The 25855-nt window shown below is 70.7% G+C and carries 26 protein-coding genes and 1 pseudogene; 16 read left to right on the top strand and 11 right to left on the bottom strand.

The window, feature by feature from the left end; genetic code table 11:
- Positions 1 to 17: 17 nt before the first annotated feature.
- From P2Q00_RS47980 to P2Q00_RS47990, 3 genes are all read left to right on the top strand, one after another.
- Entirely contained in the window at positions 18 to 1538 is a 1521-nt protein-coding gene (locus P2Q00_RS47980) for an IucA/IucC family protein (RefSeq protein ID WP_275781259.1), read from the top strand.
- A gap of 66 nt (positions 1539 to 1604) precedes the next feature.
- Positions 1605 to 2870, top strand: coding sequence for a VWA domain-containing protein (locus P2Q00_RS47985; protein ID WP_275781261.1), 1266 nt, complete (start codon positions 1605 to 1607; stop codon positions 2868 to 2870).
- On the top strand, positions 2870 to 3679 hold the full coding sequence (locus tag P2Q00_RS47990; RefSeq protein ID WP_275781263.1) for a hypothetical protein: 810 nt from the start codon (positions 2870 to 2872) through the stop codon (positions 3677 to 3679). Before P2Q00_RS47985 ends, P2Q00_RS47990 begins: the two co-directional genes overlap by 1 nt.
- A gap of 42 nt (positions 3680 to 3721) precedes the next feature.
- On the opposite strand, the gene P2Q00_RS47995 is transcribed toward P2Q00_RS47990, so the two are convergent.
- The gene (locus tag P2Q00_RS47995) at positions 3722 to 4360 is read right to left on the bottom strand and encodes a winged helix-turn-helix transcriptional regulator (RefSeq protein ID WP_275781265.1); all 639 of its coding nucleotides are present in this window, start codon (positions 4358 to 4360) and stop codon (positions 3722 to 3724) included.
- A gap of 87 nt (positions 4361 to 4447) precedes the next feature.
- On the opposite strand from P2Q00_RS47995, the pseudogene P2Q00_RS48000 reads away from it, so the two are divergent.
- The 4 genes and pseudogenes from P2Q00_RS48000 to P2Q00_RS48015 all read left to right on the top strand — a co-directional run bounded on the left by P2Q00_RS48000 (position 4448) and on the right by P2Q00_RS48015 (position 7547).
- Positions 4448 to 5642 (top strand): annotated as a pseudogene (locus P2Q00_RS48000) (pyridoxal phosphate-dependent aminotransferase).
- A 43-nt stretch (positions 5643 to 5685) separates the two neighbouring features.
- Positions 5686 to 6285, top strand: coding sequence for a histidine phosphatase family protein (locus P2Q00_RS48005; RefSeq protein ID WP_275781267.1), 600 nt, complete (start codon positions 5686 to 5688; stop codon positions 6283 to 6285).
- Positions 6286 to 6426: 141 nt separating this feature from the next.
- Positions 6427 to 7059: a hypothetical protein gene (locus P2Q00_RS48010; protein ID WP_275781269.1), complete on the top strand. Its 633-nt coding sequence runs from the start codon at positions 6427 to 6429 to the stop codon at positions 7057 to 7059.
- Between the two features lie 65 nt (positions 7060 to 7124).
- A complete protein-coding gene (locus tag P2Q00_RS48015) occupies positions 7125 to 7547 on the top strand; it encodes an acyl-CoA thioesterase (RefSeq protein ID WP_275781274.1) in 423 nt (140 codons plus the stop codon).
- Positions 7548 to 7722: 175 nt separating this feature from the next.
- Here P2Q00_RS48015 and P2Q00_RS48020 read toward each other — a convergent pair whose 3' ends face one another.
- Complete coding sequence (locus tag P2Q00_RS48020) at positions 7723 to 8580, bottom strand: NAD(P)H-binding protein (RefSeq protein ID WP_275781276.1); 858 nt, start codon at positions 8578 to 8580, stop codon at positions 7723 to 7725.
- Positions 8581 to 8676: 96 nt separating this feature from the next.
- Between P2Q00_RS48020 and P2Q00_RS48025 the strand changes: the two genes are divergently transcribed.
- Both P2Q00_RS48025 and P2Q00_RS48030 read left to right on the top strand, forming a co-directional pair.
- Positions 8677 to 9474: a helix-turn-helix domain-containing protein gene (locus tag P2Q00_RS48025; RefSeq protein ID WP_275781278.1), complete on the top strand. Its 798-nt coding sequence runs from the start codon at positions 8677 to 8679 to the stop codon at positions 9472 to 9474.
- A 64-nt stretch (positions 9475 to 9538) separates the two neighbouring features.
- Positions 9539 to 10159, top strand: coding sequence for a 3'-5' exonuclease (locus P2Q00_RS48030; RefSeq protein ID WP_275781280.1), 621 nt, complete (start codon positions 9539 to 9541; stop codon positions 10157 to 10159).
- Here the strand turns inward: P2Q00_RS48030 and P2Q00_RS48035 are convergent.
- The 9 genes from P2Q00_RS48035 to polX form a co-directional block, all read right to left on the bottom strand.
- Positions 10113 to 10733 carry a TMEM175 family protein gene (locus P2Q00_RS48035; protein WP_275781289.1) on the bottom strand — a complete coding sequence of 207 codons (621 nt, stop codon included), beginning with the start codon at positions 10731 to 10733 and terminating at the stop codon, positions 10113 to 10115. The two genes, P2Q00_RS48030 and P2Q00_RS48035, sit on opposite strands and share 47 nt — an antisense overlap.
- A gap of 78 nt (positions 10734 to 10811) precedes the next feature.
- A complete protein-coding gene (locus P2Q00_RS48040; RefSeq protein WP_275781290.1) occupies positions 10812 to 12203 on the bottom strand; it encodes a nucleobase:cation symporter-2 family protein in 1392 nt (463 codons plus the stop codon).
- 224 nt (positions 12204 to 12427) lie between these two features.
- Positions 12428 to 13807, bottom strand: coding sequence for an 8-oxoguanine deaminase (locus tag P2Q00_RS48045; protein ID WP_275781291.1), 1380 nt, complete (start codon positions 13805 to 13807; stop codon positions 12428 to 12430).
- 115 nt (positions 13808 to 13922) lie between these two features.
- A complete protein-coding gene (gene pucL / locus P2Q00_RS48050) occupies positions 13923 to 14846 on the bottom strand; it encodes a factor-independent urate hydroxylase (protein WP_275781292.1) in 924 nt (307 codons plus the stop codon).
- Positions 14847 to 14851: 5 nt separating this feature from the next.
- On the bottom strand, positions 14852 to 15253 hold the full coding sequence (gene uraH, locus P2Q00_RS48055; protein WP_275781294.1) for a hydroxyisourate hydrolase: 402 nt from the start codon (positions 15251 to 15253) through the stop codon (positions 14852 to 14854).
- 7 nt (positions 15254 to 15260) lie between these two features.
- Entirely contained in the window at positions 15261 to 15770 is a 510-nt protein-coding gene (gene uraD / locus P2Q00_RS48060) for a 2-oxo-4-hydroxy-4-carboxy-5-ureidoimidazoline decarboxylase (RefSeq protein WP_275781296.1), read from the bottom strand.
- A gap of 90 nt (positions 15771 to 15860) precedes the next feature.
- The gene (locus P2Q00_RS48065; RefSeq protein WP_275781297.1) at positions 15861 to 16226 is read right to left on the bottom strand and encodes a helix-turn-helix domain-containing protein; all 366 of its coding nucleotides are present in this window, start codon (positions 16224 to 16226) and stop codon (positions 15861 to 15863) included.
- Positions 16223 to 16483: a YkoF family thiamine-binding protein gene (locus tag P2Q00_RS48070; protein WP_275781299.1), complete on the bottom strand. Its 261-nt coding sequence runs from the start codon at positions 16481 to 16483 to the stop codon at positions 16223 to 16225. The genes P2Q00_RS48065 and P2Q00_RS48070 overlap by 4 nt, the downstream gene beginning before the upstream one ends.
- A gap of 46 nt (positions 16484 to 16529) precedes the next feature.
- Positions 16530 to 18272: a DNA polymerase/3'-5' exonuclease PolX gene (gene polX, locus P2Q00_RS48075; RefSeq protein ID WP_275781300.1), complete on the bottom strand. Its 1743-nt coding sequence runs from the start codon at positions 18270 to 18272 to the stop codon at positions 16530 to 16532.
- Between the two features lie 83 nt (positions 18273 to 18355).
- Here polX and P2Q00_RS48080 point away from each other — a divergent pair, with 83 nt between their 5' ends.
- From P2Q00_RS48080 to P2Q00_RS48110, 7 genes are all read left to right on the top strand, one after another.
- Positions 18356 to 19381 carry a lytic transglycosylase domain-containing protein gene (locus P2Q00_RS48080; protein WP_275781301.1) on the top strand — a complete coding sequence of 342 codons (1026 nt, stop codon included), beginning with the start codon at positions 18356 to 18358 and terminating at the stop codon, positions 19379 to 19381.
- 282 nt (positions 19382 to 19663) lie between these two features.
- Entirely contained in the window at positions 19664 to 20689 is a 1026-nt protein-coding gene (locus P2Q00_RS48085; protein ID WP_275781302.1) for an RNA polymerase sigma factor, read from the top strand.
- 239 nt (positions 20690 to 20928) lie between these two features.
- The gene (locus P2Q00_RS48090) at positions 20929 to 21873 is read left to right on the top strand and encodes an ABC transporter ATP-binding protein (RefSeq protein WP_275781303.1); all 945 of its coding nucleotides are present in this window, start codon (positions 20929 to 20931) and stop codon (positions 21871 to 21873) included.
- A complete protein-coding gene (locus P2Q00_RS48095; RefSeq protein ID WP_275781304.1) occupies positions 21870 to 22640 on the top strand; it encodes an MlaE family ABC transporter permease in 771 nt (256 codons plus the stop codon). Before P2Q00_RS48090 ends, P2Q00_RS48095 begins: the two co-directional genes overlap by 4 nt.
- A gap of 3 nt (positions 22641 to 22643) precedes the next feature.
- Positions 22644 to 23447: an MlaE family ABC transporter permease gene (locus P2Q00_RS48100; protein ID WP_275781305.1), complete on the top strand. Its 804-nt coding sequence runs from the start codon at positions 22644 to 22646 to the stop codon at positions 23445 to 23447.
- 5 nt (positions 23448 to 23452) lie between these two features.
- Entirely contained in the window at positions 23453 to 24688 is a 1236-nt protein-coding gene (locus P2Q00_RS48105; protein ID WP_275781306.1) for an MCE family protein, read from the top strand.
- The gene (locus P2Q00_RS48110) at positions 24685 to 25722 is read left to right on the top strand and encodes an MCE family protein (protein ID WP_275781307.1); all 1038 of its coding nucleotides are present in this window, start codon (positions 24685 to 24687) and stop codon (positions 25720 to 25722) included. The genes P2Q00_RS48105 and P2Q00_RS48110 overlap by 4 nt, the downstream gene beginning before the upstream one ends.
- Positions 25723 to 25855: the final 133 nt, after the last annotated feature.

A 25855-nucleotide genomic window follows, 5' to 3' on the forward strand; every position in this document is an offset into this window, starting at 1 on the left:
ACCCGAGGAGCCCGCCCGTGCACCGTCCCCACCCCGCAGAGGCCGAGGTCGCCGACGAGCTGGCCGGCGTACGTCCGGCCCTCTCGGCACGGTACGCGGCCGAGCTGCCGGGCGCCCGCGCCGCCGTGCTGACCCGGCTGTGGCGCGCGCTCGCCCATGAGCCGCTGCCGTGGATCACGGGCCGGGAGCAGGACCGGGAGGGCCTGACCCTGCGCCTGCGCGACGGCCGCCGGCTGCATGGACCGACGGCGGATCCGTATGCCACCGCCCCGTACGTCTCCGTCGTACATCTCGACAGCATGGCGTACGACCATCCGGCGCGGCTGATGGCGGACCTCGGCGTACCGCACTGCGTCGGCTTCGCGGCCGAACTCGGGCACAGCGTCGCGTCGTTGGCGCTGTCGCGGGCCGGTCGGGAACACCTCACGCGCCATACGACGGAGTGGCCCGCGGTCGACTGGGGGTGGGAGCAGCGGGTCGTCGACGGGCATCCGTATCACCCGGGCTGCCGTTCCCGGCCCGGCTTCTCGGTGGCCGAGCAGCTCGCCTACGGGCCTGAGCACCGGCCGGTGGTGACGCTGGGGACGGTGCCGGTGCGGGCGGCGGAGTGCCTGCTGACGGGGGCGTGGCCGGACGAACTGCGGGACGGCGGGCGGCTGTTGCTCCCGGTGCACCCGTGGCAGGCGGCGCATGTGCTCAAGCGGACGTGCGACGACTGGCGCGCGGTGCATCCGCTGATGTCCCTGCGCACGCTCGCGGTGCCCGGCGGGCCGCATGTCAAGACCGCGCTGAGCGCCCGGCTGACGTCCTCGGTGCGGGACATCTCGGTCTACTCGATCGCGCTGTCGGCAACCTTGTCGGCCTTCGCGGAGTCGCTGGCGGCGCGCGCCGACGGCCTCCTGCACGTCACGCGGACGTTGGGTGCGGCCACGGCCCAGTCGCCGGACCTCGCCGCCGTACTGCGGGAGTCCCCGCAGACGTACGCCTCGACGGCGCGCGGCGAGCGGGTCGTGCCGGTGGCCGCGCTCGCCACCACCGCGCTGCCCGAATCCCCCGCCTGGCTCGCCGACTTCACCCGCCTCACCCTGACCGTAGGCCTGCGCCTGCTGGAGCTTGGAGTGGCCCTGGAGGCGCACGGCCAGAACCTCCTGGTGGTCCTGTCGGAGACGGGTGCCCCGCTGCGGCTGGTCTACCGCGATCTCGCGGACATCCGCGTCAGCCCGGCGCGGCTGGCCCGGCACGGCATCCCCGTCCCGGATCTTTCCGGACGGATCGTCACGGACGACGTGGCGACGCTGTGTCGCAAGCTGTTCGGGTCGCTGGTGGCGGGCGCCCTTGCGGGTACGGCGGGTTCGGCGGCTGCGCTCGGGACGGCGCTGGAGACGGCCGTACGGAGTCTGCCGCGCACCCCCGATCTGGTCGCGCTGCTCGAAGAGCCGCTGCCCGCGAAGGCGTTGACGCTGATGCGGATGGAGCCGGGGACGCCCGGGGACCAGTGGGCCCGGCTGCCCAATCCCCTGCGGCCGCAGGCCGGCTGACGGTCGTTCGGCGCTCGTTCCGCGCTCGTTTTGGAGGGCGGCGCCTCTGATCAATAGGATCCGCCGATGATCAGAAGACAACGGCTGGCGGCAGGGGTGTGCGCCCTGCTCGCCGCCCTGGCGGCCGGGATCGCGTTCCCGGCCGCGGCGACCGCCGGCGAACCCACGGGCGAGGCCACCGCGAAGGTCGATCTCGTCCTCGACGTCAGTGGTTCCATGCGGACCCGGGACATCGACGGCGGGACCCGGATGGCCGCGGCGAAGCAGGCGTTCAACGAGGTGCTCGACGCGACGCCCGAGGAGGTCCAGCTCGGCATCCGCACGCTCGGCGCCAACTACGCGGGCAACGACCAGAAGACGGGCTGCAAGGACACCGCGCAGCTCTACCCGGTCAGCACGCTGGACCGCACCGAGGCCAAGACGGCGGTGGCGACCCTCTCGCCCACCGGCTGGACCCCGATCGGCCCGGCCCTGCTGAAGGCGGCCGACGACCTGAACGGCGGCACCGGCTCCAAGCGGATCGTGCTGATCAGCGACGGCGAGGACACCTGCGCCCCGCTCGACCCGTGCGAGGTGGCCCGCGAGATAGCCGCCAAGGGCATCGGGATGACGATCGACACGCTCGGTCTGGTGCCGAACACGAAGATGCGCAAGCAGCTCAGCTGTATCGCGGAGGCGACCGGCGGCACATACACCTCGGTCGAGCATGCGGACGAACTCACCGACAGGGTCAACCAGTTGGTGGACCGGGCGGCCGACCCCGTGGTGACGCCGGTCGCCACCGAGGGCGCCGCGCAGTGCACCGACGCCCCGACCCTGAAGTCCGGTCTGTACACCGACCGCGAGGAGTTCGGGCAGCAGCGCTTCTACCGCGTGGACGTGAACCCCGGCCAGGAGCTGCGGGCTTCGGTGAGTGTGGCGGCCGACCGGGCCGTGAACCCGGACTACGGCGTGCTGCTGCGTGCGGTGACCGTGAAGGGCCGCGAGATCGTACGTGGCGAGGGGACGGGCAACGGCCGTACGGACGTGATCTCGACGGGTCTGCGCTATCCGAGGGCCGAGAGCGACGATGACAACGCACCGGCCGAGACGGTGTGCCTCCAGGTCACCAACTCCTTCTCGGCGGCCTCGGGCGTGAAGGCCACGCCCGGCCTGCCGCTGGAGCTGACCGTCGACGTCGTCAGCGGCCCCTCCCACGCCGGTGACGTGGCCTCCTTCGGCCTCGGACGCGGCTGGTGGCTGCTCGGCGTATTGGTGCTGGTCGGCTTCCTCGCCGGTCTGATCTGGGGCTGGCTGTCGCGCTGGCGGGTCGCGGTCTGGAGGACCAACTGATGTGGATGACACGTGTGTTGAGCGCGGCCCTGCTCATGCTGGGGCTGGCGGCCGCTCCCGCGGCCGCCGATTCCTCGCCGTCGCCCAGCGCCTCGGGCGACAGCTCGGCGCCGACCTCGGCGGGTACGTCCTTCCGTACGGCGACCGAGATCGAGCAGGGGCAGCAGGCCACGGCAAGCGGCTCCACGGGCGACTACCTGTACTGGTCGTTCCCCGCGGACGCCGGTCAGCGCCCCACTGTCAAGGCGACGGTGAAGCTCCCGGCCGCGCATGCCGCGCAGACCTGGCAGATCGACGTCTACGACGGACTGCGGCGCCGCCAGGCCTGCCAGTACGGGGCGCAGACGCGCACCGCGGCCCCGGGCACCGCCTCGGTCGACCTTGCCTGCACCCTGCGTACCGTGCGCGCCTGGTCGGAGGCCTGGGCCAATGACCCGCTGCCGGGGACGTACTACATACGTCTGACGGTGGTGAACCTGGCGACGGCCGACCTCGGTCAGCCGATCGGCGCCTCGGTCCAGGCCGACGCGAAGGACATCGGCGGCTCGGCGGCGGTGGACGGCTCGCTGGCGAAGCCGCTGGTACCGGGGATCGCGGTGACGTCCAAGTCCCAGTCGGACGAGGGGGATTCGTCGAAGTCCGCCGTGCTGTCGAGCATCGAGCCCGAGGACGGCTGGGCGTCCGGCTGGTGGTCGGACCGGTGGGTGTGGACCGCGGTGGGCGCGGCGCTGGCCGCACTGGCAGGCATCGGCGGATACGCGCTGACGCGGGGGGCGGGGCGGCCTTCGCGGATGCCGCCGGGCGCCTGACGCGCCGACAGAAGGCCCGCTTCAGGCGGGCCTTCTCTCGTCTCACGCCTCGCGCAACGCCTTCGCGAAGGTGCCGTCGCCGGTGACGGCGACCCGCCCGTCGCGCACCGCGTCGGCCATGCTCAATTCCCCGCGGCCGATGGCCGTACAGGTGTCGGCGTCCAGGACGAGGCGCGCGTCGGGCTCGCCGGGAGCCGGCCCGTCACCGTACACGGGCCCGTCGTCGGCACCGACGTACAGATGGAAGTCCCCTTCCTCCAGGCGGACTTCGACGAGCCCCTCCCCGCCCGAGGAACTCTCCAGCGAACGCAGGAGAGGCAGCGCGAACCAGTGCGCCCGCAGGGCGTCCGTGGGTCGCCGCTCGCCCAGCTCGGCCTCTCCCCACCGGCTCAGCGCCTGCAGCACCGGCAACAACTCCCGCCCCCGCGGGGTCAGTTCGTAGACGTAGGCCGCACCGGGCGGCGGCAGCCGGCGGCGGGTGCCGAGTCCGTCCCGCTCCATGTCCTTCAGCCGGGAGGCGAGTACGTCCGTGCTCACGCCGGGCAGGTCCGCGTGCAGGTCGGTGTAGCGGCGGGGTCCGGCCAGCAGCTCCCGGACGATCAGCAGGGTCCAGCGGTCGCCGACGAGGTCGAGGGCGCGGGCGGCGGAACAGTACTGGTCGTAGCTTCGGCGTGGTGACATGCGACGCAGTCTAGACAAGTTGTTGGACTTTCCAAGCTCGAACTTGGTAAAACCAAGCAACACACGAAACCGGAGGGGCGAGCGAGCATGGAGTTCCGGCAGTCGAACAAGCTCAGCGAGGTCTGTTACGAGATCCGCGGCCCGGTGATCGAGCACGCCAACGCACTGGAGGAGGCGGGCCACAGCGTGCTGCGCCTGAACACCGGCAACCCCGCGCTGTTCGGCTTCGAGGCGCCGGAGGAGATCCTCCAGGACATGATCCGGATGCTCCCGCAGGCGCACGGCTACACCGACTTCCGCCCGCCGGGCCGTCGCCCAGCGCTACCAGGAGCGGGGCCTGGAGGTCGGCGTCGACGACGTGTTCCTGGGCAACGGCGTCTCCGAGCTGGTCTCGATGGCCGTACAGGCGCTGGTCGAGGACGGCGACGAGATCCTGATCCCCGCCCCGGACTTCCCCCTCTGGACGGCGGTGACGACCCTCGCGGGCGGCAAGGCGGTCCACTACCTCTGCGACGAACAGTCCGACTGGTACCCGGACTTGGCGGACATGGAGTCGAAGATCACGGACCGCACCAAGGCCGTGGTCATCATCAACCCGAACAACCCCACCGGCGCGGTCTACCCGAAGGAGATCATCGAGGGCATCCTCGACCTCGCCCGCCGCCACGGCCTGATGGTCTTCGCCGACGAGATCTACGACCAGATCCTCTACGATGACGCGGTCCACCACTCGGCCGCGGCCCTCGCCCCCGACCTGGTGGTCCTCACCTTCTGCGGCCTGTCGAAGACATACCGGGTGGCGGGCTTCCGCTCGGGCTGGCTGGTCGTCACGGGGCCGAAGCAGCACGCACGCAACTACCTGGAGGGCCTGACCATGCTGGCCTCCATGCGGCTGTGCGCCAACGCGCCCGCCCAGTACGCCATCCAGGCCGCGCTCGGCGGCCGCCAGTCCATCCGCGACCTGACCACACCGGGCGGCCGCCTGCACGAACAGCGCAATGTCGCCTGGGAGAAGCTGAACGAGATCCCGGGTGTGTCCTGCGTGAAACCGAAGGGCGCGCTGTACGCCTTCCCGCGCATCGACCCCAAGGTGCACAAGATCCACGACGACGAGAAGTTCGTCCTGGACCTGCTGCTGAGGGAGAAGATCCAGGTGGTCCAGGGCACCGGCTTCAACTGGCCGACCCCGGACCACTTCCGCATCCTCACACTCCCGTATGCGGACGATCTGGAGGCGGCGATCGGGCGGATCGGGCGGTTCCTGAGCGGGTACCGGCAGTAGCGGCGCCGGGCGCCGGGCCCGCCCGCCTCCTAGCCTGTCAGGCATGAGCGATGTCTTCCTCGTCCGGCACGGCGAGACCGAATGGTCGCGGTCCGGGCGGCACACCGGCTGGACGGATGTGCCGCTGACCGAGCGCGGCCGGGAGGAGGCCCGGCAGCTGGTGCCGCTGATCCGCTCGCACCGGATCGGCGCCGCGTTCGTCAGCCCGTCGCAGCGGGCACGGGAGACGGCGGAGCTGATCGGGCTGCACGACGTCCGGGTCGACCCGGACCTGCGGGAGTGGGACTACGGCGGCTACGAGGGCATCACCACCGTCGAGATCCAGCGCACCCGGCCCGACTGGTTCCTGTTCACGGACGGGGTCGTGCCCGGACCGCCGGACCACCCCGGGGAGACACCCGAGCAGGTCGGCCACCGCGCGGACCGCATGCTGGCCAAGGTGGACGCGGCGCTCGCGAACACCGAGGGGTGCGTGGTGCTGGTGGCGCACGGCCATTTTCTACGGGTGCTGACGGCCCGGCGGCTGGGGCTGCCGGCGTCGGGCGGTGCGCTGTTCCAGCTGGCGACGGGGACGGTGTGCCGGCTGGGGACGGAGCACGGGCGGCCGGTGATCGCGGGGTGGAATGTGCGGCCCGGGGCGTAGGCGTCGGGCGGGCCGGGGGTCGTGCCCGGACCGGTGGTCGTGACGGGACCGGTTGTCAGACCCGCGTCGTAGCCTTCGAAGCAGGTGGGGGCCTGGGGAGACCAGGGGCCCAACGCCGGGAAGGCCGGAAAGGGGCATGCCGTGACACGACCGCCGACCGCCGCGCAGCGGCGTGTGATCGATGCCGCCGACCCTGTGACCGGGCGGCTGAGGGGTACGCAGGCGCAGCTGGCGGCGCTGGTGAAGTGGGGGTTCGCCTTCCGCCATCCGCGGCCTCCGCACGACCACTTTCTGACGCCGGCCGGGCATCGGATACGGGAGGCCGAGGAGCCGGGGACACCCGACCCCGAGCCCGAGGCGCCCGCCGCCACCGGAGTGTTCGTCGCGCGGGTCGGTGGTGAGGAGGAGCCGCCGGGCACCGGCCCCGCCCGTACCCGCGAGGTGCGCAGCGCCTGGCAGGGGTTGCTGGAGCTGCGCCGGATGACCAATCCGGACGGTGCCATGGACCGGCCGTGCGGCTGGGAGCGTACGCATCTGGTGCAGGCCGCCGCGCTCGCTCTGGAGGCGGCCGGTCACCGCCCTGCCGGTGCGGACCTGGTCGGGTACCGGGTGCGTGCCACCCCGCAGCCGGAGGCCGTCGCCGTGCACGAGCCGGATCCGGGGGCGCTGCGGGCCTGCGCGACCACGCTGGAGGCGGCGGGATGGCAGGTCGGCGAGCACAACGACGCACGTTCCAGGGCGCGTTATGTGCTGGCATCGCCCCGCCGGGCATAGCGAGGCATGCCAAGATCGGTCGGTCACATCGTCCATCAGTGCGAGCTGTACGAGGAGAGAAAGCAGTGACCGAACCGTTTTCCGTCCCGGTGACCGTGCGCGGGTACGAGACCGATGTGCTGGGGCACCTCAACCAGGCCGTGTACCTCAACTACGCGGAGCACGCCCGCTGGTCCTTACTGCATGCGGCCGGGATGACCCAGGCGACCCTCCTGGCCAGGGGCGTGGGCCCGGCGGCCCTGTCCACCACCCTGCACTTCAAGCGTGAGCTCGTCGCCGGCGACGAGATCGAGGTGACGTGCGCGTTCGAGTGGGGCGGCGGCAAGACGTTCCACATCGAGCAGACGATACGGAAGGCCGACGGCACGGTGGCGGCAGAGGTCACCGCGGTCGTCGGCCTGATGGACCTGAAGCAGCGGCGGCTGGTGCCCAACCCGCGGGAGTTCTTCAAGGAACTGTCCACGGACCCGGCGCTGTTCGGGCTGTAGCAAGCCGCGCGGCCTACGCGTCCAACAGCTCCGGGCTGGGTACCGGCCACGGCACAGGGGTACCAGCTGGCGTTCCGGGTGGCGGCATTGATCGCGGCGGGGGCGCTGGTGCTGGCGGCGGCCGTGGTCAGGACCCGTACCGAGCCGGTACGTGACTGACGGCCGCCGCCAGGTATCAGTCGGCCGGTGCAAAAGCGTCCCGGTGGTCCCCGGCCCACGACCGGTACGTCCGCGCCGGTCGGCCCAGCACCTGCGGCACGTCCTCGGCGACGATGTCGTTGCCGCCCTCGCTGATGAACCGGGCGGCGGCCATGAGGCTGTCCGCGTACGCCTCGCCCAGGCCGGCCGAGAGCAACTGTTCGCGGCGCTCCTCCGGGGAGAGGTCGTGGAGCGGCACCGCACGGCCGAGGACCTCGCCGAGGACGGCGGCCTGCTCGTGGGCGCTGAGGGTCTCGGGACCGGTCAGGGTGTACGTGCGCCCCGAGTGCGCGGGGTCGAGCAGCGCCGCCACGGCGATCTCGGCGATGTCCCGCGGGTCCACGACACCCTGCTTGCCGTCGCCCATCATGTTCGGCGCGGGCGCGCCCTCGCGGACCGCCGCGGCCCAGTTCAGGGTGTTGGAGGCGAAGGAGGAGGGGCGCAGGATCGTCCACTCCAGTCCGCTGTCCCGCACGGCCTCCTCACCGGGCATGTGCCAGGTCGCAAAGACACCCAGCTCGGGGTCGCCGGTGCCGATCGAGGAGAGCTTCACGATCCGCCGCACTCCCGCGGCCCGCGCCGCCGCCACCAGCCCGCGGTCGTGCTCGGCCTCCCCCGGCCCGAACACACCCACCAGGAAGGCGGCCTGGGCACCCGCCATCGCGGCCTCGACCGAGGCCCGGTCGCGGTGGTGACCCGGCACGGACTCCACTCCGGACGGCACCCGGGCCTTCGCCGGGTCCCGAGTCAGTGCGCGGACCTTCTCGCCGCGCGCCGCGAGTCGCCGTACGACTTCACTGCCGATGGTGCCCGTGGCACCCGTCACAAGGATCATGTCCACCACAGTGGGCGGCGGACGGCCCGTATCTCTTGGAAATTCCGGCACGGTTCCGGGGCCCGGTCGGCTGTGCGGCGCGCTTACCGTGGAGGGGTGACGAACATCGTGTCCCGAGAGGTCCTGCCCACGCCCGAGGTGCTGCGCCCGTGGATCGCGGGCATCGGGTCCGTGTGGGTCGGTGACGTGCCGTCGGAGCCCTTCGTCCATCTCCCGGAGGCCGCCACCAAGGTGGTCGTCCGCACCGGGGAACACGGCACGCGCAGCGCCCTGGTCGTCGGCCCGCGCGCCCGCGCCTCCTACCACCGGGGCAAGCGCCGCGCGTCCTGCGTGGAGCTGCGGCTCGCGCCCGGCACCGTCCGCCCCCTGCTCGGCATTCCGGCCGTCGACCTCGTCGGCCGTGCGGTGCAGCTGGGCGAGCTTCCAGCCCCGTTCGCACGCCAACTGGCCGAAGTGCTGGGCCGGTTGGAGCCCGAGGAGGCTCTGGCCCATCTCGCCGAGGTGCTCCCCGAACGACTCGCGGCCGCCACGGACCCTTCCCGCACCGAACTGGTGCGGGCGGGCGTCGACGCCATGTCGGTCCGCACCGGCCGCACGCCCGTCCACGTGGGCGACGTGGCCCGCGAACTCGCCGTCAGCGAGCGCCAGTTGCGCAATCTGTTCGCCGAGGGCGTCGGCCTCTCCCCCAAGCACTACGCCCGCATCAACCGCGTCCGCACGGTGCTGGACCACGCCCCGACCTGCTCCTGGGCCGAACTGGCCGCCGCGATCGGCTACTACGACCAGTCGCACATGACGACCGACTTCCGCACCCTGATGGGCGTACCGCCCCGCTCGTACTTCACCGGCCGGCTGCCGGACGCGACGCCCTGCCAGGCGATCCGCCGGAGCTGAAGCACGTCCGTCGCGCCCGAATTCCGGATGCGGGCGACCCGCCCACCTGCGATGCTCCCTCCTCATGGCCGAAAGAACGCGACGCCTCAAACCCAGCCGCTATATCTCCATCGACATCGAAGCCGACGGCCCCGTCCCCGGTCCGTACTCGATGCTGAGCTTCGGCGCCGCGGTCGCCGGGACGCAGGACGCCGACGGGTTCACCGCCGCCGACCCCGAGCGGCAGACCTTCTACCGTGAACTACGGCCGATCAGCGAGGAGTTCGTGCCGGAGGCGCTCGCGGTCAGCGGGCTCGACCGGGAGCGGCTGAGGGCCGAGGGTGCCGAACCGGCCGTCGCACTCGCCGAGTTCACCGACTGGGTGCGCGAGGTCGGCGTCGGAGCGCAGCCCGTGATGTGCGGCTACCCGGCCCCGTACGACTGGATGTTCCTGTACTGGTACCTGATCCGCTTCACCGGGGCGAGCCCGTTCGGGCACTCGGGCTGCCTGGACATGAAGACGCTGTACGCGACGAAGGCGGGGCTGCCGCTGCGGGCAGTCGCCAAGGGCACGATGCCCCGCCATCTGCTGTCGAACCGCCGCCACACGCACCACGCGCTCGACGACGCGATCGAGCAGGCCGAGTTGCTGGCCAACCTCATGAACTGGCCGGGGCCTCGCGCGTCGGCACCGGTACCTGATTGAAGCCGTAGTACAAGGCAAGCAGACCGTGCGCGGCCAGCGTGAGCGGTGCCGAGACGAAGGCGAGGCCCACCGTGGCCGGGTAGCCGAGGGTGCCCAGGGCGAAGCGGGCGCGGGTCGCCCGGGCCGCCGGGACGTCGACGCGGGCGTCGAACAGGTGGCCGGTGCGGGTCAGATGCCACCACAGGGCCTGGAAGGTGAGCGCCATCAGGACCATGACCAGGCTGTAGACGGCGGCGGCGACATGCGAGGCCGCGTCCTCGCGCAGGTACTCGGCGAGCATCGCGGTCGGCCACGGCACCGCGGCCACCACCATCAGAAGCAGCAGGTTCAGGAACATCAGGGTGCGGTCGACTCGGGCGACATAGCTGAACACCTGGTGGTGGTTGATCCACATGATGCCGATGACCAGGAAGCTCACCACATAGGCGGCGTACGAGGGCCACTGGGCACCCAACGCGTGCCACAGGCCGCCGTGTTCGCCCACCTCCGGAACCTTGATCTCCAGGATGAGCAGGGTGATGGCGATGGCGAACACGCCGTCGCTGAAGGCCTCGACGCGGCCGGACTCGTTCATGGAGGACAGACTGCCCCATCACGGGTCATGGGTGCGGGGCACGGCGGAAACCGTGCCCCGCAGCACCGGGTCAGCAGGTCAGTGGGCGGCGGCCGCGATCTGCTCGCCGGTCTCCATGGGATGGGTGACGTCCTGGGCCTCACGGCCCTTGCCGAGATGGTTGAAGACCAGGTTCAGGAAGACCGCCGCCACACAGCCCGTGGAGATGCCCGAGTCCAGGACGATCTTCGCCGTCTGCGGGAAGGCGTGGTAGAAGTCCGGCGCGGTGATCGGGATCATGCCGACGGCCAGCGATACGGCGACGATCAGGACGTTGTTGTCCTTGTCCAGGCCCGCCTTGACGAGGGTCTGGATGCCGCTCGCGGCCACCGAGCCGAACAGGACGACGCCCGCGCCGCCGAGCACCGGGCGCGGTACGACGGCGATGAGCGAGGCGGCCATCGGGCACAGGCCCATCAGGACCAGGAAGCCGCCTCCGGTGGCGACGACGTAGCGGCTGCGGATCCTGGTCATCGCGACCAGGCCGATGTTCTGGGCGAAGGCACTGCACATGAAGCCGTTGAACAGCGGGCTGAGGGCCGAGCCGAGGGTGTCGGCGCGCAGGCCGGCCGCGATGGTCCTCTCGTCCGCCGGGCGTTCGACGATCTCGCCGAGCGCCAGCATGTCCGCGGTCGACTCGGTCATCGAGACCACCATCACCACGCACAGGGACAGGATCGCGGCGAGCTGGAACTGCGGTGCGCCGAAGTGGAACGGGGTCGGGAAGCCGATCACGTGCGCGTCCGCCACCGGACCGAAGTCCGTCACGCCGAAGGGGATCGCGATCAGCGTGCCTGCGACCAGGCCCAGCAGTACGGCGATCTGCTTGACGAAACCGCGGGTGAACCGGCGGAGCACCAGCACGATCGCGAGAGTTGCGGCCGCCAGACCCAGATTGGTCGTCGAACCGTAGTCGTGCGCCGCGGGATTGGGGCCCTGTGCCCAGCCGAAGGCGACCGGGAGCAGAGAGATGCCGATGAGCGTGATGACCGTGCCGGTGACGACCGGCGGGAAGAAGCGGATCGCCTTGCTGAAGAAGGTCGCGGCTATGAAGCCGAGCAGGCCCGCGACGATGACCGCGCCGTAGATGATCGGCAGGGCGTCGGACTTGTCCTTGGTGGAGGCGACGACCGCGGTCATGGGGGCGACGCCGGCGAAGGTGACGCCGTTGACGAAGGGCAGCCGGGCGCCGATCTTCCAGATGCCGAGGGTCTGCAGGAAGGTGGCGAGGCCGGCGGTGAAGAGGCAGGCGCCGGTGAGGAAGGTGAGTTCGGTGGCGGAGAGGCCTATGGCCGCGCCGACTATCAGGGGTGGGGCGACAACCCCCGCGTACATGGCGGCCACGTGCTGCAGGCCGGTGGTCGCCATTTTGAGGGCGGGGAGTTTCTCGTCGACGGGGTGGGTCTCGTCCAGCGGTGGGGTGGCGGTCACGGCGGCTCCTCCGAGCGGCTAACACGTCGGCTCTGACGTGGGTTTCATGGAGGTGATGCGTGTGGTCGTGCGGGACCGGGACGGACCGTTCTGTGGGGAGGGGAACGGTGACCGTTCCGGGGCGCGCACGTCCATGCGCGCCCCGAATACGGCCGCCATGGAACCACTGGGGTCCACGGCTACCGGTCGAGGGCCGTCCCCCTCGACCGGAGATCTTGAACTGGTCAGCCCTGCGCGGCGATCCGCGCCAGGCGCTGGGCCTCGGCTCGTGTCGAGCGCGCGATCGCGTCCTCGTCGACGTGCAGCAGACGGTTGTCCTCGACGATCTGACGGCCGTTGACGAAGGAGGCCGTGACCGGGGCCGCCGCGCCGAAGACCAGCGCGGTGACCGGGTCGGCGATGGAGGCGTGGGCGAGGGTGTCCAGCTTCCACAGCACCAGGTCGGCGAGCTTGCCGGGCTCCAGGGAGCCGATCTCGGCGCTGCGGCCGAGCACCTGGGCGCCGCCGTAGGTGCCGAGGCGCAGCGCCTGGCGGGCGTTCAAGGCCGCTTCCCTGTGCGCACCGAGGCGGTTGATGAGCAGGGCGTTGCGCAGCTCGGTGTGCAGTTCGCCGGACTCGTTGGAGGCGGTGCCGTCGACGCCGAGGCCGACCGGGACGCCGCCCGCCAGCATGTCGGGGACGCGGGCGATGCCGGCCGCCAGCCGGGCGTTCGACGAGGGGCAGTGGGCGACACCCGTCTTCGTACGGGCGAAGGCGGCGATGTCGGAGTCGTTCATGTGGACGCAGTGCGCCATCCACACGTCCTCGCCGAGCCAGCCGGTGGACTCGAAGTAGTCGGTCGGGCCCATGCCGAACAGTTCCTTGCAGAACTGCTCCTCCTCGACGGTCTCCGAACCGTGGGTGTGCAGGCGCACCCCGAGGCGGCGGGCCAACTCGGCGCCCTCACGCAGGAGTTCGGTGGAGACGGAGAAGGGCGAGCAGGGCGCCACGGCCACCTGGGTCATCGAGTCGAAGGAGGCGTCGTGGTGCTCCTTGACGGTGGCCTCGGTCGCGGCGAGGGCGCCTTCGAGGGTCTCGACGGCGAAGTCCGGGGGCAGGCCGCCGTCCTTCTCGCTGCGGTCCATGGAGCCGCGGGCGAGGGTGAAGCGGACGCCCGTCTCGCGGGCGGCGCGGATGATGGCGCCGGACAGGTCGCCGGAGTCCTTCGGGAAGACGTAGTGGTGGTCCATGGCGGTGGTCACGCCGCCGCGGGCCATCATCGCGAGAGACCCCTGGGCGGCCGAGTACACCATCGGCTCGTCGATGCGCGCCCACGTCGGGTACAGCGCGACCAGCCAGTTGAAGAGGTTGTGGTCGGTGGCCAGGCCCCGGGTGATCCACTGGTAGAAGTGGTGGTGGGTGTTGACCAGGCCGGGGGTCACCAGGTGGCCGGAGGCGTCGATTCGGCGTACGACGTTCTCCAGGCCCTCGGGGGCCCTGCCCGCGCCGAGCGACTCGATGCGGTTGCCGGCGATGACGACGTGGCCGTGTCCGTACTCGGTGTCGTCGGCGTCGACCGTTGCGATCGAACAGTTCTCGATGACGGTGCGCTGGGCTGCTGCCATGATTCGTCCTTTTCGCTCAGTGGACTTTATGGAGCGGGCACGGCAGGACCCTGGGGAATTTGAGTACCGCGGCCGGCGAGGAGGCCCGCCGGCCGCGGGTGCCGAGAAGGAACTACTACAGGTTCGTCAGGTCCACGGGGATCTTCGGCTCGCAGCCGTCCCGCAGGATGGTGGCCTCGATCAGGCCGTACGGGCGGTCGGCGGCGAAGTACACCTCGTTGTCGTTCTTCAGCCCGAAGGGCTCCAGGTCGACGAGGAAGTGGTGCTTGTTCGGCAGCGAGAAGCGGACCTCGTCGATCTCACTGCGGTTGTTGATGATCCGCGAACCCATTTGGTACAGGGTCTGCTGGAGCGAGAGCGAGTACGTCTCGGCGAAGGCCTGGAGCATGTGCTTCTTGGTCTGCTCGTAGGACTTCTCCCAGCTGGGCATCCGCTGCTCGTCGTCGGTCCAGTTGAACCGCCAGCGGGCCGAGACCTGGGTGGCCAGGATGCGGTCGTAGGCCTCCGGGAGCGTTGTGTACTTGTCCTTGACGTAGCCCCAGAACTCGGAGTTGGTCGAGTTCATCACGACCAGGTCCTTCAGCCCGGAGACGACCTCCCACTTCTCACCGTCGTAGGTGATCTGCGTGAGCCGGGTCTCCTGGCCCTTGCGGACGAACGAGTGCTTGACCTCGTCCGCGCCGATGAACTGGGAGTTGGCGTCGGACGCCGCGATCCGCTCCCAGGCGTACTCCTCGATGCGGATCCGGGCCGTCTGGATCGGCTCCTGGCTGGTCACGAAGTGCCGGGCCAGATGGATGCCGAACTGCTCGGCCGACTCGATGCCGTGCTCCTTGGCGAACGCGTACACCGTGTTCTTGGTGGTGTCGGTCGGCAGGACATTGGCGTTGGAGCCGGAGTAGTGGACCTCGTCCATGTCGCCGGAGAGCGCGACCGAGACGTTCAGGTCCTTGATGTGGTGGGTGGCGCCGTCCCGCGTGATCTTTACGACTCGGTTCTCGGCCTTGCCGTACTGGTTCTGTCCCAGGATCGTGGGCATGTCTGCTAGCTCCCTCGGTAAACGGAGTAGCCGAACGGGTTGAGCAGCAGCGGTACGTGGTAATGCTCCCCGGGCTTCACGGCGAAGGTGATCGCCACCTCGGGGAAGAACACGGCACCGCTGTCCCGATTCGCGGGGGCGTCCTGCTGCGCATCGGCTTGCTTGTTCTCGAACTTCAAGAAATACGCCTCGACTGCGAAGTCGAGCCGTACGTGTGTGGTGCCCTCCGGCAGGGCCGGGAGGTCCTTGCACCGTCCGTCCGCGTCGGTCGCGGAGCCGCCGAGCGCCTGCCATGCGGCCTCCCGCCCGCTACGGGCGGAGAGCTCGATGGCGACGCCCTCGGCGGGGCGGCCGATGCTGGTGTCCAGGATGTGTGTGGACACGGAGGCGGTGGTGCTTGTGCTCATGCTGCTGTCAGTCCTCTTCGACGAGTCGTGCCAGTCGGATGCGGTTGATCTTGCCCAGCTCGGTGCGGACGATCTCCCGCTCCTGCTCCGGCGAGTTGCCGATCCGCTCCTTGACCGCGTCCCGCATCTGCTCGCCGGTCCGGCCGGTGGCGCAGATGAGGAACACATGGCCGAACCTGTCCTGGTAGGCCAGGTTCAGTTCGAGCATGTCCGCCTTGAGGTCCTCGGCGGCGCCGGCCATGCCGGCCTGTTCCCGGGCGGATGTCGGGTCGCCCTCCTTGGGGCGGCCGATCGGCGGGTGGCCGGCCATCGCCTCCTCCAGGTCCGCGGTGGTCAGCTCGGCCATGGCGGCGTCGCTCGCGGTGAAGAGGTCGTCGGCGGTGGCGTAGGGGCGGGCGGCCTGCAGTCGCTTCACCCAGGTCGCGGAGGCACACGCCTCGTGGAGGGCGGCGTAGGCCGCGTGCTCCTCCAGGGCGTTGAACCGGGCCAGGCCGGGGGACGCGGAAGTCGAAGTCACGGGAGTCAGCTAACGCCCCCACGCAACATCCCGTCAACACTTTGTTGAAAATTCGGGGTAACAAACCCTGGAGACAGACCTGGGTGACGCTCAGCTGTCCTTCTCGCGGTTCAGGTAGTTGTAGACCGTGAACCGGCTGACGCCGAGCGCGCCCGCGACGGTCTCCACGCCGTGCCGTACGGAGAAGGCGCCGCGCGCCTCGAGTATCCGTACGACCTCCTGCTTGGCCTTGCGGTCCAGGTCGGCCAGGGGCCTGCCCTGTTTGCGCTCCATGGCGGCGAGGATGTGGTCGAGGGAGTCGGCGAGCTGGGGCAGGCGTACGGCGACCACGTCGGCGCCCTCCCAGGCGAGCACGACGTCGTCGGGGCCGGCCTCGTCGGGCGGCAGCAGCTCGCCGCCCATGGCGTCGACCAGCGGCTTCACGGCCGTGATGAACGGCTCGTCGGTGCCGGTCACGCGTCGCCCTCCCCCGCCGCGCCGACGACGTTGACCTGCAGCGAGACCCGGGTGGCGCCGGCTTCCAGTGTCTTGCGGAGCAGGGCGTCCACGGCGGTGAGCACGGCGTCGGCGCCGCCCTCGGCCGTGTTGCCGAAGGGGCCGACGTCCACCGCGTCGAGCTCGGCGGCTTCGATGACCTGACGGGCGACCACCGCGTGCGCGGGCGCCTCGTCCAGGTCGAAGGGCTCGGTCGTGAACTCCACTCTCAATCGCACGCGCTCAACCTAACGCCCTGTACGGATTTTCGGGCAGGTCTCTCTGTCATGACCTCCCCTTCTTCAGGAAGCTCCGCAGCCGGCGCTCCGGCCAGGTGTTGATCACGTCCTCCTTGGTGAGCCGGCCGCGCTGGGCGGTGCCGACGCCGTAGCGCATGTTCGCCAGGTGGGGGACGGCGTGGGCGTCGCTGTCGACGGCGAACTTCACGCCGTGCCGCCCGGCCCGCAGGATGTCCTCGTCGCGCAGGTCGAGGCGGTCCGGGTGGGCGTTGATCTCCAGGGCGGTGCCGGTGCGGGCGCAGGCCGCGAAGACCGCGTCGAGGTCGGCGTCGATGCCGGGCCGCTTGCCGATGAGGCGGGTGGTGGGGTGGCCGATGACGTTGACGTACGGGTTCTCGCAGGCCCGTACGAGCCGCCGGGTCAGGGCCTCGCGCCCCTGGTTGAAGTGCGAGTGCACGGAGGCCACGCACAGGTCGAAGCCGGCGAGGAACTCCGCGGGCCAGTCCACCTCGCCGTCCGGGCCGATGTTCAGCTCGACGCCGTGCAGCAGCCGCAGACCGCCGTGCCTGCCCCGGGTGGCATACCTCCCGTCGAGCTCGCGCACCCGCTCGCGCTGGGCCAGCATCCGCTCGTCGGTCATGCGCTGCATGGCCAGGTCCGGACCGTGGTCGGTGATCGCGTAGTAGGCGTAGCCGCGCCGGGCGGCAGCCTCCGCCATCTCCTCCAGCGGGGCGAGGCCGTCGGTGAGGTCGGTGTGGGTGTGCAGGTCGCCGCGGAGGTCCGCCTCCGCCACCAGGTCGGGCAGTTCGTCGCGCAGCCCGGCCTCGATCTCCCCGCGGTCCTCGCGCAGCGTCGGCGGGATCCAGGGCAGCCCGAGCCGGGCGTAGACCTCCTCCTCGGTCTCGGAGACGATCTTCTCGCCGCTCTCGACGTCGAAGAGCCCGTACTCGGAGAGCTTCAGCTTCTGGTGCACGGCCAGCTCGCGGGTGCGGATGTTGTGGGCCTTGGAGCCGGTGAAGTACTGCAGTGCCGCACCCCAGGAGTCCGGCGGTACGACGCGCAGATCGACATTGAGGCCCTTGCTCGTCCGCACGGACGTCTTCTTCTCGCCCTGCCCGATCACCTCGGTGACGTACGGCAGCTCGGTGAACGCCCGCATGATCGGAGCCGATGTCCTCGCCGCGGCGAGGATGTCGATGTCGCCGATCGTCTCGCGCATCCGGCGCAGTGACCCTGCGTACGTACAGCGCAGGCAGCCCGTCACGGCGGACAGCGCGGTGACGATGTCGTCGGCGAGGTCCATGGCCACGTCGATGTGGACGCGTCCCCCGGAGGACTTGAGGAGCGAGATGCCGTGGAGGATGTTCTCCTCGGTCTTCGGCCCGAAGCCCTTCAGGTCGCGCAGCCGCTCCTCGTGGATGGCGTCGGCGAGTTCGTCGACCGAGGAGATGCCCAGTTCCTCGTAGACGGTGAGTGCCTTCTTCGGGCCGAGGGTGGGGATGGCCGTGAGCCGTCGTACGCCGGCGGGGATCTTCGCCCGCAGCTCCTCGACGGCGGACACGCTGCCGCTGTCGAAGTACTCGATGATCTTCTGGGCGATCGACTTCCCGACGTTCGGGATCTCCTGGAGGCCCTTGAGGTCGAGCGTGGAGACATCGGCGTGGTGGCCGCCGACCGACCGGGCAGCCTTCTCGTAGACACGCGCCTTGAACGCGTCTCCGCCGGTGATCGAGATCAGGTCCGCGTACTCCTGCAGCAGCGCGGCGACCTCGTCGTTGGACCGGGCCACACCTTCAGGGTAGGCACACCGACGGACGTGCCGCCCGTCCCCGTAGAGCAGTCGAGAGCAGCTCGCAGGGAGGGGAACAGGACGTGGCAGGGCAGAGGGTCAGACGGGTCAGGGGTACGGCGGTGGCAGCGGCGGCGGTGGCCGCGCTGACCGCGTCGCAGGCACCGGGGGCGACCGAGGCTCGGGCCTCCGTACCGGTCCGGGAGACCGCGGAGCACGGGCCGAGCGTGTCCGGTGACACTCCGTACCGCACCGATCTCCCGCCGCTCACGCGGGGGCACAAGGCAACGAGCACCGGAACGGAAAGCGGGTCGACATCGGTGACCGGCGGCGCGCTGCCCGCGACCGTCTTCGCCGCCTACCGGCACGCCGAGGCGGAGCTCACGCGCACCGCACCCGGCTGCGGGCTGCGCTGGCAGCTGCTGGCCGCGATCGGGCAGGTGGAGTCGGGGCAGGCGGACGGCGGCCGGGTGACGGCGGACGGCACGACCGTCACGCCGATCCTGGGTCCGCGTCTGGACGGCGGTGCCTTCGCCGTCGTACCGGACACGGACGGTGGTGCGTACGACGGGGACACGGTGTACGACCGTGCCGTGGGGCCGATGCAGTTCATTCCGTCCACCTGGGCCCGCTGGGGAGCGGACGGGAACGGCGACGGGCGGGCGGACCCGGGCAATGTGTTCGACGCGGCGCTGGCCGCCGGGCGGTATCTGTGCGCGGCCGGGGGGAATCTGTCCGAGCCTGCGGGGCTGGACCGGGCGATCCTCGGCTACAACCACTCGGAGGCCTATCTGCGCACGGTGCGGGCCTGGTACGGGTACTTCCTGGAGGGGCATCGGGTGGTGCCGGACGGCTCCGCGGGGCCGTCGGTACGGTCCTCGGCGCGTCCTGGACCCTCGCGCCCGAAACCCACGCCGACGCCGAAACCGGCGCCGAAGCCGTCCCCTCGGCCGAGCACCACCCCGTCCGCGCCCGCCTCCCCGGCTCCCTCCAACTCCCGCCCGGCAGCCGTGACTTCGACGCAGCCGATCGCCCCGGTCCCCACCCCGTCCGTCGCTCTGCCCACCGGTGGCCTGCTGCCCAGCGGGGTTCCGCTGACCGGTGGCTGACCAGTAACGGCGGGGACTCGATGCCCGCCTCCCCCTCCACAACCGCCGCTACCGGGCGGTAATGTCGCCATCCGCCGGGCTGGGACGAGACCGGCGGGTGAGTGCCGGTGTCCTGTCACCGGCCGGATCAGCGCGCGTCGGCTGGTGCGTGCGATCGCAAGGCGCCGGAGCGCCCTCGTAGCGGAGCTGCCAGGGCGTTTCGGCAGCGCGGCGAGCGTACGTGCCAGGCGTCGCGCGCCCGGCCGGGGATACGACACAGGCGCTGAGTGCAAAGGGGCCCTCATGGCGACGGAGATGTCTGCGGAGGCAAGAGCCGCCGACGAGCGTTGGCAGCGCATGTGGAGCCACCGGGAGCAGCTGCTCAGGGTGGCCCGGCGCAGGTCGATGAGCCAGGAGGACGCCGAGGACGCGGTGCACGAGGCGATGCTGCGTGCCGCCGAGCGGCCGGACCTGGACGACGAGCGGCTCGGGGCCTGGCTCACGACGGTGACCATGCGGCTGTGCGTCGACCGGTACCGGCAGGTCAACCGTGAGGCCGAGGTGCACAGCAGGCCCACGCTCGTCGCGCCGGGCCCGGTGCCCGTCGAGGAGGCCGTGTGCGACCGGGCCGAGGCCAAGTGGCTGGCGGTGCGCAGCGATGAGCTGCCCGCCCGGCAGGCGGAGGCGCTGCGGCTGAAGTCCGAGGACCTGGACGTCAGCCAGGTCGCGGTGCGGATGGGGCTGAGCTACCGGACCGTCGAGTCGCTGCTGGCCCGGGCCCGGCGGACGCTGCGCGCCTCGCTCGCGGGGACGCTCGGGTTCGCGCTGTTCCTGTTCGGGCGGGGTCGGCTGCGGGCGGGCGGCAAGGCGCAGGCCGTGGCGGCCGCGTCGACGGCGGCCACGCTGGCGGTGGCGGGCTTTGTGCTGCCGTACGCACTGAACGGCAGCCGCCCGGCCACGGCTCCCCGGCCCGCCGCGTCCCCCGCCCCCGGGGCAGCCGAGACCCTGCGTCCCGACAGCCCTGGCCGCACGCCCGCCGCGAACGCCCATGAGCTGTCGTCGCGATCGGCCACGGGGGCGCCGTCGACCGTCGCACACGACCGTTCCGTGCTGCCGCTGTCGGTACCGCCGCTGCCGAAGGCCTCGCTGTCAGCGGTGCCGGCCGTCCCCGAGGTCCCGAGCGTCCCGGACCTGCCGGGTGCGCCCGACCTCTCCGGGCTGCCGGACGCTCCGACGCCCGCGACGACGTTGCCCAGCCTCTCCGAGGTTCCCGCCACACCGTCGGTGGCGGTCTCGGTCCCGGCACCGATTGCGACCGGGCTGCCTTAGCGCTCCGCTGGCTGTGCCCGATGTGCGGCTCCGCCGCGGGGGCCGTGAGATGCCGTGAGGTGCGTCGATCGTCTGCGGCGTCATCGTGGCTCGTCGCGCAGTTCCCCGCGCCCCTTCGGGGCGCTGCCGTGCGCCCCCGCACTCCCTTGGAAAAAAATCCGCCTCCCCCGCGACGGACCCCCCACCCCTCCCCGTAGAGCAGATGTCGGAGCTGCTCCACGGGCCGAGAGGTGGACCGGATGGGTGTCGAGATCTGTGTGGAAGGGCTGACCAAGTCCTTCGGTCACCAGGTCATCTGGCAGGACGTCTCGCTGACGCTGCCCGCCGGGGAGGTCTCGGTCATGCTCGGGCCCTCCGGCACGGGCAAGTCGGTGTTCCTCAAGACGCTCGTCGGGCTGCTGAAGCCGGACCGGGGCAGCGTGAAGATCGCGGGCCGGGACATCACCCGGCTGCGCGAGCACGAGCTGTACGAGGTGCGGAAGCTGTTCGGTGTGCTGTTCCAGGACGGCGCGCTGTTCGGCTCGATGAATCTCTACGACAACATCGCGTTCCCGCTGCGCGAGCACACCCGTAAGTCCGAGAGCGAGATCCGGCGCATCGTGCTGGAGAAGATGGACATGGTCGGGCTGATCGGTTCGGAGCCGAAACTCCCCGGTGAGATCTCCGGCGGGATGCGGAAGCGGGCCGGGCTGGCCCGGGCGCTGGTCCTCGATCCCGAGATCATCCTCTTCGACGAGCCCGACTCCGGGCTCGATCCCGTCCGCGTCGCCTATCTCAACCAGCTCATCGTCGACCTCAACGCCCAGATCGACGCGACCTTCCTGATCGTCACGCACGACATCGCCTCCGCCCGCCAGGTCCCGGACAACATCGGGCTGTTGTTCCGCCGCGAGCTGGTCATGTTCGGGCCGCGGGAGGAGCTGCTGACCAGCGAGGAGCCGGTCGTGCGGCAGTTCCTGAACGGCAGGATGCAGGGCCCGATCGGCATGGCGGAGGAGAAGGACGCGGCCCAGGTCGAGCAGGAGCTCGCGCAACTGGGCAACGGCAGCACACAGACTCCCGGCAGTCAGGCTCTGACTCCCCGCCTGCTGCCGGGCCCGGGCATCCTCCGGCCGCCGCGCTGGAACGCGATCGCCGAGCGGGAAGCGGAGCTGCGGCGCCGGAAGGCGGTGGCGGACGTATGAGACTGTCGCCGACCGGAGCGCTCCGGCAGTCGGGGAATCTGTTCGCGATGGCGCTGGACGTCGTCCGGACGCTGCCCCGACGGCCGTTCCAGGCAAGGGAGTTCATCCAGCAGGCCTGGTTCATCGCGAGTGTCACGATCCTGCCCACGGCCCTCGTGTCCATTCCCTTCGGGGCGGTCATCGCGCTACAGATCGGCAGCCTGACCCGGCAGCTCGGTGCCCAGTCCTTCTCCGGCGCCGCCTCCGTGCTCGCCGTGCTGCGCGAGGCCTCGCCGATCGTCACCGCGCTGCTGATCGCGGGCGCCGGCGGCACGGCGATCTGCGCGGACCTCGGGGCGCGGAAGATCCGCGAGGAGATCGACGCGATGCAGGTCCTCGGCATCGATCCGATCCACCGGCTGGTCGTGCCGCGGGTGCTGGCCTCGATGGTGGTGGCCGTGCTGCTCAACGGGCTGGTGTCGGTGGTCGGGGTGGCCGGCGGCTACTTCTTCAACGTCGTTCTGCAGAACGGCACCCCGGGCGCCTATCTCGCCTCCTTCACCACCCTCGCCCAGCTCTCCGACCTGTGGGCGGCCGAGATCAAGGCACTCGTCTTCGGGGCGATCGCGGCGATCGTCGCCTCGTACAAGGGACTCACCGCGAAGGGCGGGCCGAAGGGTGTGGGCGACGCCGTGAACCAGTCGGTGGTGATCACCTTCATGTTGCTGTTCGTGACGAACTTCGTGATGACCGCGGTGTATTTCCAGGTCGTCCCGCAGAGGGGTTGAGGCATGGCGCTGTTCAGCAGTCTGGAGGAGCTAGGCCGTCAACTCTCCTTCTATGGGCGTTCGTTGGCGTGGACGGGGCGCACCCTGCGCCGCTACAAGAAGGAGATCCTGCGGCTGCTCGCCGAGGTGAGCTTCGGCCGCGGCGCCCTCGCCGTCGTCGGCGGCACGGTCGGTGTGATCGCCTTTCTGTCCTTCTTCACCGGCACCGAGGTGGGGCTCCAGGGCTACGCGGCGCTCAACCAGCTCGGCACCTCCAACTTCGTGGCGTTCCTCTCGGCGTACTTCAACACCCGGGAGATCGCTCCCCTCGTAGCGGGTCTCGCGCTGTCCGCGACCGTCGGTGCGGGCTTCACCGCCCAGCTCGGCGCGATGCGGATCAGCGAGGAGACCGACGCCCTGGAGGTCATGGGCGTGCCCTCGCTGCCGTTCCTGGTGACCACCCGCATGATCGCCGGGTTCGTCGCCGTGATCCCGCTGTACGTGATCGGGCTGCTGTCCTCGTATCTCGCCGCCCGCACGATCACCACCGGCTACTACGGGCAGTCGGCCGGAACCTACGACCACTACTTCTCCCAGTACCTGCCGCCGGTCGACGTCCTGTGGTCCTTCGGGAAGGTGCTGGTCTTCGCCGTCCTGATCATCCTCGTGCACTGCTTCTACGGCTACTACGCGAGCGGCGGCCCGGCGGGCGTCGGCGTCGCGGTGGGCCGTGCCGTGCGGACCTCGATCGTGGCGATCAACGTTCTCGACTTCTTCCTGTCGTTGGCCATCTGGGGCGCCAACACGACCGTACGGATTGCGGGGTGAACCGTATGAGGGTGCTCAGACTGCGGTTGTACGGCGTGGTGTTCATCGCCGTACTCGCCCTGCTGCTGTCGCTGTCCGTCGCCGTGTACCAGCAGGCGTTCACCCCGGCGGTACGGATCAGGCTGGAGGCCGACAGCCTCGGCAACCAGCTCGACCCGCGCGCCGACGTCAAGCTGCGCGGGCTGCTGGTCGGCGAGGTGCGCGAGGTGCACGCCGACGGGACGAGGGCGACGCTCGACATCGCGCTCAAGCCGGAGTACGCCGCCGACATCCCGTCCGACGTGCGGGCCCGGCTGCTGCCCAAGACGCTGTTCGGCGAGAAGTACGTCGACCTGGTCGCGCCCGCGCACACCTCGGCCCGGCCGATCCGGGCCGGTGACGTCATCACCCAGGACCGCACCCGCGTCGGAGTCGAGCTGCAGCAGGTGATGAACGACCTGCTGCCGCTGCTGCGGACCGTGCAGCCCGGCAAGCTCAACGCCACGCTCTCCGCGTTCGCCACCGCCCTCGAAGGCCGCGGCGACCGGATCGGCGACAACCTCACGCGCCTGGAGGCCTATCTGCACCGCCTCAATCCCCATCTGCCGTCCCTCACCGAGGACTTCGCCCGGCTGGCCGATGTCGCGCAGGTGTACGGCGATGCGGCGCCGGACCTGATGGAGGTCCTGCGCAACACCGTGACCACCAGCCGCACGCTCGTCGCGGAGAAGGACCGGCTCGCGTCCGCCCTCACCACCACCGCCGGTGCCGCGGCGACCGCGCACGACTTCCTCGACGCGAACGGCGACCGCTTGATCACCCTGGGGCAGGTCTCCCGCCCGACACTCGAACTCTTCGCCCGCTACTCCCCCGAGTACCCCTGCCTCCTGGCCGGCCTGGTCCACGAGGAGCAGGCCTCCGAGCAGGCCTTCCGGGGCGGCCGGATGCACATCACGCTTGAGGTCGTACGGCAGCAGGGCGCGTACCAGCCCGGCGAGGAGCCGCGTTACGCCGACCGGTCCGGGCCCGACTGCCGGGATCTGCCGCATCCTTCGGTGCCCGCCCCAGGGGTCCATCTCAACGACGGCTCCAGGAAGGGCAGTTCGTCCGGTCCGCTCGGTGTTTCCGCCACCCGGGCCGAACAGCGCGCCGTCGGTTCGCTCGTGTCGCCCGTGCTGGGTGTGCCCGCCGACGAGGTGCCGCCGGTCGCGACGCTGCTGTTCGGGCCGATGGCGCGCGGGACGGCGGTGAGTGTCGTATGAGGACATCGGCGGCGCGGCAGACCGCGGCTCCCCTCATCAAGTTCAGCCTCTTCGCGCTGGTGACGATCCTGGCGACGGCTCTGCTCGCCGCCACCATCGTCAATATCTCCTTCACTCCTGAACGCACCTACCGTGCCGTCTTCAGCGACGTCACCGGTCTGGAGAAGGGCGACGACATCCGGGTCGCCGGAGTGCGGGTCGGCCAGGTCCAGGGCATCCGGATCAAGGACCGTACGCTGGCGGAGATCACCTTCACCGTCGGCGCCGAACGGCCGCTGTTCACCAGCACCCATGCCGTCATCCGCTACCGCAACCTGGTCGGGCAGCGGTACGTCGCCCTGACCGAGGGCGCGGGCGACGGCACGCCGCTGAAGCCCGGCGGCACGATCCCGCTGCGGCGCACGCAGCCCGCGCTGGACCTCAACGCCCTGCTGAACGGCTTCAAGCCGCTGTTCGCGGCGCTCAGCCCGCAGGACGTCAACCAGCTCGCCACCGAGATCATCAAGACCCTGCAGGGCGAGGGCGGCACCGTCAACAGCCTTCTGGTGCACACCGCTTCGCTCACCACGACCCTCGCCGGCCGCGACAAGCTGATCGGCTCGGTGATCGACAACCTGAACACCGTGCTGAGGACGCTGGACAAGCGGGGCGCCCGCTTCTCCGATCTGCTCAAGCAGTTGCGGCGGGTGATCTCCGGTCTCTCCGCCGACCGGGCACCCATCGGGCAGTCGCTGGCGAACATCGGCGATCTCACGGACGCCACCTCGGGTCTGCTGACGGACGCAAGGCCGCCACTGAAGGACGACATAGCCCAACTGACCGATCTCACCGGGACGTTGAACGACAACCAGAAGACCGTGGAGGGCGTCCTGAAGCGGCTGCCGAACAAGCTCAACGCGCTGACGGGGACCGCTTCCTACGGCTCCTGGTTCAACTTCTACCTCTGCGACTTCGACGGCCGGATCGTGCTGCCGAAGACGAAGCAGGCGCTCACCCCCGACCTGCATGTGGCGAGGGCGAGGTGCAGCTCATGAGCCGGAAGACCCGCCCGGAACCGCTGGTGAAGGTGCGCATCGACCCGCCGAAGCTGCCGAAGCCACGGCTGCCCCGGCGAGCGCCCCGTGCGCGAGGGCCGGAACCGTTGATGAAGGTCCGTATCGACCCGCC

The sequence above is a fragment of the Streptomyces coacervatus genome (genome assembly GCF_029223485.1).
GTDB lineage: Bacteria > Actinomycetota > Actinomycetes > Streptomycetales > Streptomycetaceae > Streptomyces > Streptomyces coacervatus.

What these genes read in the sequence shown, in the direction of transcription:
- pucL (WP_275781292.1), bottom strand. Translation starts at nt 14,846, where the DNA reads ATGCCCACGATCCTGGGACAGAACCAGTACGGCAAGGCCGAGAACCGA.
- P2Q00_RS48095 (WP_275781304.1), top strand. Translation starts at nt 21,870, where the DNA reads ATGAGACTGTCGCCGACCGGAGCGCTCCGGCAGTCGGGGAATCTGTTC.
- P2Q00_RS47985 (WP_275781261.1), top strand. Translation starts at nt 1,605, where the DNA reads ATGATCAGAAGACAACGGCTGGCGGCAGGGGTGTGCGCCCTGCTCGCC.
- P2Q00_RS48005 (WP_275781267.1), top strand. Translation starts at nt 5,686, where the DNA reads ATGAGCGATGTCTTCCTCGTCCGGCACGGCGAGACCGAATGGTCGCGG.
- P2Q00_RS48110 (WP_275781307.1), top strand. Translation starts at nt 24,685, where the DNA reads ATGAGGACATCGGCGGCGCGGCAGACCGCGGCTCCCCTCATCAAGTTC.
- P2Q00_RS48090 (WP_275781303.1), top strand. Translation starts at nt 20,929, where the DNA reads ATGGGTGTCGAGATCTGTGTGGAAGGGCTGACCAAGTCCTTCGGTCAC.
- P2Q00_RS47995 (WP_275781265.1), bottom strand. Translation starts at nt 4,360, where the DNA reads ATGTCACCACGCCGAAGCTACGACCAGTACTGTTCCGCCGCCCGCGCC.
- P2Q00_RS48030 (WP_275781280.1), top strand. Translation starts at nt 9,539, where the DNA reads ATGGCCGAAAGAACGCGACGCCTCAAACCCAGCCGCTATATCTCCATC.
- P2Q00_RS48035 (WP_275781289.1), bottom strand. Translation starts at nt 10,733, where the DNA reads ATGAACGAGTCCGGCCGCGTCGAGGCCTTCAGCGACGGCGTGTTCGCC.
- P2Q00_RS48020 (WP_275781276.1), bottom strand. Translation starts at nt 8,580, where the DNA reads ATGATCCTTGTGACGGGTGCCACGGGCACCATCGGCAGTGAAGTCGTA.
- P2Q00_RS48045 (WP_275781291.1), bottom strand. Translation starts at nt 13,807, where the DNA reads ATGGCAGCAGCCCAGCGCACCGTCATCGAGAACTGTTCGATCGCAACG.
- P2Q00_RS48085 (WP_275781302.1), top strand. Translation starts at nt 19,664, where the DNA reads ATGGCGACGGAGATGTCTGCGGAGGCAAGAGCCGCCGACGAGCGTTGG.
- P2Q00_RS48105 (WP_275781306.1), top strand. Translation starts at nt 23,453, where the DNA reads ATGAGGGTGCTCAGACTGCGGTTGTACGGCGTGGTGTTCATCGCCGTA.
- P2Q00_RS48100 (WP_275781305.1), top strand. Translation starts at nt 22,644, where the DNA reads ATGGCGCTGTTCAGCAGTCTGGAGGAGCTAGGCCGTCAACTCTCCTTC.
- P2Q00_RS47990 (WP_275781263.1), top strand. Translation starts at nt 2,870, where the DNA reads ATGTGGATGACACGTGTGTTGAGCGCGGCCCTGCTCATGCTGGGGCTG.
- uraH (WP_275781294.1), bottom strand. Translation starts at nt 15,253, where the DNA reads ATGAGCACAAGCACCACCGCCTCCGTGTCCACACACATCCTGGACACC.